Origin of the sequence: Yinghuangia sp. YIM S09857 (genome assembly GCF_051388915.1) — a bacterium.
GTDB lineage: Bacteria > Actinomycetota > Actinomycetes > Streptomycetales > Streptomycetaceae > Yinghuangia.
The window spans coordinates 259,455-265,821 of record NZ_JBPKBH010000013.1 but is presented as its reverse complement, the minus strand read 5'-3'; the positions used below and the strand labels follow the sequence as shown (position 1 = coordinate 265,821).

The following is a 6,367-nucleotide window of genomic DNA, read 5'->3' as shown; positions in this document are numbered from 1 at the left end:
ATTCGGACCCGGATTCGGACCCGGATTCGGACCCGGATTCGGACCCGGATTCGGACCCGGATTCGGACCCGGATTGGCCTGCGCCTGCCGACGCGTCATTTCGTTTTCGGCCTGTATGCGGGCGTAGTACCGAGCGACGTCGGCCTGCCGCGCCTCCTGCGCTGCCTTGAATCTGGCGGCCGCGTCCTCCTGCTGCTTGGCCGCCCGTTCCCTGCTGGCCTTGTTGTTGGCGGCGATGCGCCGTGCCACCTTGACACCGAATTTGCTGACGGCTTTCACACCGTCGCCGGCCATCTCGCCGAGATCCAGGATCGCGCCTACGGCTTCGTCGGCATCCGACACGGAACTCCTCTTCTCCCGTGCCGTTCAGCACGAACACTGCGGGGGTCAGATGTAGAAGAAGCCGGCGATCGCCGAGGCACTGCTACCCATGATCACCGCGATGACCACGTATCCACCTCGGTTGAAGTGGGCGAGACCCTCACCGGTGTACCAGGCCATCGCCATGCCCTTGGCGGTCAGAATCACCCCGACCCAGCCGGACACGCCGACGAAGATGAAAACCCAGCCGAGGATGTCCTCAAGTGGAGCGACAAGGTGCTCCTTCTCGGCCAGTTCCTTCTTCTTCTTCTTTTCTTCCTCCTTCTTCCAGCACCGCTCGTAATGCTGCTCGATGAGGCCGGCGCACGGCCCGATCTCCGACTCCCGCTTGAAGTCCGGGTGGCTCGATTCGCAGTGCCCCCGCCCGACCATCGACACCACGTCGTCGCAGGGGTTCTTACCGCGCGGATCCGCGCATTTGGCACGCATTTCCTTGTTCAGCGTGTTGCACGGATTCACCAGCTCCAGCTTGGGCGACAGCACGAACAGGTTGCCCTGTTCATGCCCCTTCTGCCATTGCAGCATTTCGCCGCGCACACACAGCAGCTTGGTGCCGCGCTTACCTTCGGAACCGGGCTTCATCTCCTCCCAGATGAGGTTGCCCACGTCCTTGGCGCCCTCCCAGAGTCGGCCGACCTTCCCGAGGAAGCTGTCGTCCTTCTTCTTTTCTTCCATGAGGTTCATGTCGGGCATGCCCTGGCATTTGCCGAGGTTCCCGTTCACGTACCCCTTCGGCGGGTTTTCCATGAGCAGCATCTTGGGATCTTCGCTGCCGCAGTATTTCGAGTACTCGTAGCCCCAAATGTCCTCGGGGACAAGCGTGCAGTCCGCACCGATCTTGGGTTCGTCGGCCCGCGCCTCCGGAGCGGGAGCGCCGGGGAGAAGCCCCAGGACGAGCAGTGCCGCCCCCAGGACAATCACGCCTCGTGCGCAGCGCCGCCACCACCGAGAGCCCTCCGGCGCCGGCGACGCGTCCCCCGGAATCGCCGCCGTCATCGCGCCCACCTCCGGTTCGTGTCGTTGATGTGGAGTTCGGCCCGGGTGAGTTCCACGTGCACGGGGATACCGGGGCGACCGCCCACCTTGACCATGAACTTGCCGAGCCCGGGGGGCGGGGCCTTGCGACCGATCCCGGTGTCCCAGGCGGGCGGCGTGGACCATTCGGTGATCATCCGCTGCTCGGCGTCCGTCATCCCCACCACCTGGGTGAGTTCCGGCATTTCGGCACTGGGCAGCCCGCCGCAGATCACCATCCCGGCGCGTTCCACGAAGCCCTTGGCCTTCATGCGGTCCTCTTCGTGCGCCAGCGCCATGAGGTCCGACATGGTGTGGGTGATCATGGCGAGGCCCACACCGCGCTGGCGATTGAGGCGGGTCAGCGCGTCCACCCGGTCGACGAGGCCGCGGCCGGCGCGCAGCACGCGCCACAACTCGTCCAGGATCACGAAGTAGTGCCGCTGGGGCTCCAGTCCCGCGTCGGCCAACGCCTGGGCGACCGACACCGCACCGAAGCCGTAGCTCCAGCAGGCCAGCAGGGCGGCGGCCTGGAGCTGCATCTCCGAGTCGTCGATGTTCGAGACGTCGAAGCACACCGGCCGGTCCCGGTGCATGGGCTCGGAGGTCGGCCTGGAGAACATGTCGCCGAGGCGCCCCTCCCCCAACAGGCCGACCAAGGAGGCTTCCAAGGCCTCGACGCCGTCGCGGTACTTGTCGATGTTCCCGCGGTCGAGCACCGCGGCCCGAACCGCTTCGGGTGCGTCACGGATGACCTGGAGAAGGTCCGCCATGACCGGCACACCGGCGTGCCGTTCGTCGAGCACCTTCAGGGCGATGTTGAGCACGGTCTCTTCGCGGTCGGTGATCGGGGAGCCGCGAACGATCGTCAGCAGGGAGCCGACCGCGTTGATCCGTCGTCCGTGCGCGTCCGCGATGAGTGCGCGTCGGGCGTCCCCGGTCAGCCGCTGGGCGGCTTCGGTGGCCTCGCCCGGGTCGAGGACGTTGAGGTATCCGCGCCCGCGGCCCAGCGTGATGACCTGGCCGTCGAGGGCCCGTACCAGGTCGACGTAGTCGGGCTTGAGGTCGCCGAACACCAGGGGGTTGACGCCGTAGCCCGCCAGGCCGAGGGCTTGGCGGCGGACGATCGTGGACTTGCCCAGGCCGGGCTTGCCGAGCACGAACTCGCTGGGATTCAGAATGAGGTTGGCACGCTGGAACCAGCTGACCGGATCGCAGCAGAGCGAGGCGCCGGTCGTCATCGACCGGCCGACGGGCACGCCCACGACCGGAGTTCCCGATCCCGCGCCGAACGGCCACAGCCCGCAGACCTGGACGGTGGTGCCACGCCATTCCGCGGGCGCCTCGATGTGCGAGGCACGCCCCTTGCCCCAGCCCATCCATCCCCGGGGGCCCGGCCGGACCGGGCCCCGTGCCCTCTCCCTGCGGCCCTTCTTCGCGGACGCCGCGTTCTTCCGTCCCGCGTCGTTTGCCGTGTGCTGCCCGGTGCCGGGGTCCACGTCGGCCAGGTCGCCTCGGGGCGCTCCCGACGATCCGAACATGACCACTCCTTGCTTGACTTGACGGTCCTACACCGAGTTCCGGACAGACTGGGGAACGCGCATGTGGTCGCCGAGGACCAGACCCAGCGGCAACGCCGCCGCGAAGGACGAGGATTGCGCTCCGTACGCCCTCCGGAGCCGGATGCGCGACGTCGCGGCCAGGTTGTCGATCGCCGCGGCGGCCAGGCGCATGTCCTCCGCCTTCATCACCGTCGCGGTGACCAGCAGTCCGAAACGTACGAGCCCGGCGCCGGTGGCTTCCTCACGGGCCGACTGGTCCGCCGAGCGCAGGTCGACGGAGTCGCGGGCCTGGGCGACCCTGGACTGCTGGGCCCGGAACATCGCGTCCTTGCGGTCGCGTTCCACGAGTTTGGCGGACTCAGCCGGCGTATGCGGCCGGTAGAGCAGCGTCACGCGCTTGCGCACGATGTCCGGATGAGGGGCCACCAGCCGGCTGAGGACAGTGGAGAACACCTCACCGCGCGGAGCTTCGGTCATCGCCCACGTGATCGAGTGCGCACCGTCGTGGCGGTAGTGGTCCCAGGCTTCCTGGGTGGCCATGGGCCCCGCTTCCTCCCACCGCAGCGGCGGCGAGCCCTCACCGCGAGCCTGTTCGCTCAGTACGCCCACGCCGGGGTCGTACGCCACCCGCACGAGGTGGGCCAGGTCGTCCACCGTCAGCGGGTCCGCCGGTCCCGCACCCGTCATCGCCAGCGAACCGGCCAGTGCGGGAAGGCGGATGCCGATCTCCGCCGCCAACTCCTCGGGCGTGCGGTGTGCCCGCGACTCCCCCGCGGAGGAGTAGGTGAGGGCAATGCGCGACGTGATCTCCGCGGAACCGACCGGGTAATCGAACATGACCTGCTTGAGGACCTCCAGGGCGAGCGGCGGCGCGCTCATGTCCACGTTGCCGAGGACCTCCCTGCGCAGCCGCTCGCCGCTGTCAGGCGCCGTCTCGATGGTCACCGCCGCGGACACCAGGCGCGGTTCGTACGCGAGGTTGGCGAGCCAACGGCCCCAGTAGGCGACCCAGACGTCCATCTGGTGCTGGTCGACCAACGACGCCCCGTCCGCCGAGCAGTTCAGCACGACAGTGTGGTGGTTCGCGGTCGGGTGGCTGACGAGGGCGAACGGTTGACCGTGTCCGTCGACGCTGTTTAGCACCGTCATGCCGGCCAGCAACCCGGGCAGCCGGGACGTGGACACCGGCAGGCGGCCGACCGGCCCGGAACGGTAGATGTGCTGCCCGAGAGTCATGCCGCGGAACCAGGCGATACGCGACCCCAGCCATTGCAGCCCGTTCCGCCCGTGCGGGTCGCGCATGATCAGCGGCGCGATCGCGATCATCAGGACCACGGCCATGACGATCGCCGCGATCGTCGACACCATCATCGTCAGGGTGACGATTCCCAGGCCGACCATGACGAAGATGCTGCCGCCGAGCCCAAGTTTCCCGATGCCGGGAGACGAAGGCTTACGCCAGTTGCCATATGTACGGACCCTGTTCTCGGCCATGACACCTCCTCGATTGCCTAGGGATTGGGTCCGCCGCCGCTCGGGCCACCCGAAATCCGGCTGTTCACCTCGTCGACGATGTTGCTGCGGTTGCCGTTCCGCCAGTTCCCGGCCGCTAGATGGGCGTCGCGGGGCGTCATCGGGTTGGCGACCTGCCCGAGCTCACGTGCGGTCGCGTACTTCTGCAAACTGTCGAAGTCCGCCTGCAATTGGGCTTGTGCGGCTGTGTTGCCTGCCTGCCCCATCTCGTTCCAGTCGTCGAGCATCTTGTCGCGCGAACGTGCGAGCTCGTCGTTGGCCAGTTGCCGGGCTTGGGGAGCCAAGTGCTGGGTGGCGGGGTCGTTCTCGAATCCCGCGGCCCGTTCCCACAGTTCGATCGCATGCACACGGATCGCGGCAAAGGACTGGTCCTGTGTCGGAATGCCCAGGTCCAGCGGTCTTCCGTCGACCCCCGGGATCGCGGCCCGCGGTGCCGGAGTGGCCCCGGGGCCGGGGGGAACACCTGGACCGCCGGGCGGGTTTCCCCCACCGGGACCGCCGGGTTTCCCGCCGGGCGGTGTCCCGCCAGGCGGTGTCCCGCCAGGCCCGCCCGGACCACCCGGTGGCGGTGGAGGCCCGCCCGAGCCGTCGTCGGCGACACCGCCGAAGCCACCGACCGTACTGTTGACCGCGTTGGTTGCCGCGTTCACGGCCTGTTGCCCGGCTTGGGCCGCGCCTCCGGCGCCGCCTCCGCCACCCGCGCCGGCGCCCGCCGCGCTGATCCCGGCGCCGACGACCGCCGCCCCGACTCCGACCGCGGTCTTGAAGGCGCCCACGTTCGCCGAGGTATTTCCGGCCGCGCCCTTGTCCAGCATGGGTGCCATCGCATAGGCCGTGGACGGTCCGGCGACGGTAGCCAGGCCGAAGAAGATGAGCCCACGCCAGTAGTGCGTTTCGCCGGTCCGCATTTCGTCGGCTCTCAGCTCACCGATTTCCTGGAATCCGGCAACCAGGGCTATTGCAATGAAAACGATGCCGATATCCCAGCTGAGGAGCCGCCAGAAGTTGTCCCACAGGCCCTGCTTGCCGCGTTCGCTCACCGTCGCCCAGGCGGCGTACATCGGCGTCATGGCGGTTCGCAGCATCACCAGCAGGTAACGCATCGTCATGTAGATGTACATGACGATCGACAGGCAGATGACCAGCAAGGCGGCAAGCAGGTCGATCAGACCGAATCCCGCGGGATTGACGCCCTGGAGCATCGCGCCCATGTTCTTGGTGAGCGCTTCTTCCATCGTGGCGTAGCGCTGGCCGCCGGCACCGCCGAGCCCTTCCCGGACGTACCAGTTGAAGAACCTGCGGACGAAAAGCAGGATCGCCTGGTTCACCGCGAGCAGCATGCCCGTGGTGATCACGAACATGAGCAGGTTCTTGACGAGTTCCTTGCCGGGCCGGCCGTCGCGCTGGAGGGCCATCTTGATGGCCGCCACCAGGATGCCGAGGATGACCAGGAATATGACGATGTAGTTGGTGTATTTGAAGACGAAGCCGATACTGGTGCGTTCCGTCTTGCCGTCGCTGGCGAACATGGACGGATCCTCGGCCTCGATCCACCACATGTAGGTCTCGGAGGCACCCTCGAAGAACTTGAACTCCAGCCATGCGGGGAAGTCCGTGAGCCAGCTCGGCTCGGCGCCCCATTCGTCCTTGGGGCTGACGCACAGCTCCGCGGGCTCGCCCCAGCCGTCGCAGCCTTCCTTTCCGCCTGAGCCGGTGCCGTACTCCGCGGCCGCCTTGTTCCGACAGAGGCCGCGAAGCAGGCCGCCGCCAGGCAGGGTCCACATGTTGGAGTCGGTCTTGTAGTCCATCCCGGGGATCCAGGCGATGGAATCGCACGAGAGCCGCGGCATCGCCGCCGGCGCACCCCGGGGTGCGGC

Annotated in this window: 4 protein-coding genes and 1 pseudogene; all 5 read right to left on the bottom strand. The window is 67.8% G+C overall.

The window, feature by feature from the left end; translation table 11 throughout:
• A partial coding sequence (locus tag ACRX5S_RS26540) for a hypothetical protein (protein ID WP_436775603.1) occupies positions 1 to 342 on the bottom strand: 342 nt, incomplete at its 3' end.
• 45 nt (positions 343 to 387) lie between these two features.
• Positions 388 to 1,377 (bottom strand): hypothetical protein, encoded by a 990-nt coding sequence (locus ACRX5S_RS26535; protein ID WP_436775602.1) that lies wholly within the window; start codon positions 1,375 to 1,377, stop codon positions 388 to 390.
• The gene (locus ACRX5S_RS26530) at positions 1,374 to 2,936 is read right to left on the bottom strand and encodes an ATP/GTP-binding protein (protein WP_436775601.1); all 1,563 of its coding nucleotides are present in this window, start codon (positions 2,934 to 2,936) and stop codon (positions 1,374 to 1,376) included. The genes ACRX5S_RS26535 and ACRX5S_RS26530 overlap by 4 nt, the downstream gene beginning before the upstream one ends.
• 27 nt (positions 2,937 to 2,963) lie before the next feature.
• Positions 2,964 to 4,451, bottom strand: coding sequence for an SCO6880 family protein (locus ACRX5S_RS26525; protein WP_436775600.1), 1,488 nt, complete (start codon positions 4,449 to 4,451; stop codon positions 2,964 to 2,966).
• A 17-nt stretch (positions 4,452 to 4,468) separates the two neighbouring features.
• Positions 4,469 to 6,367 (bottom strand): annotated as a pseudogene (locus ACRX5S_RS26520) (hypothetical protein); the annotation flags it as partial.

What these genes read in the sequence shown, in the direction of transcription:
- ACRX5S_RS26535 (WP_436775602.1), bottom strand. Translation starts at nt 1,377, where the DNA reads ATGACGGCGGCGATTCCGGGGGACGCGTCGCCGGCGCCGGAGGGCTCT.
- ACRX5S_RS26530 (WP_436775601.1), bottom strand. Translation starts at nt 2,936, where the DNA reads ATGTTCGGATCGTCGGGAGCGCCCCGAGGCGACCTGGCCGACGTGGAC.
- ACRX5S_RS26525 (WP_436775600.1), bottom strand. Translation starts at nt 4,451, where the DNA reads ATGGCCGAGAACAGGGTCCGTACATATGGCAACTGGCGTAAGCCTTCG.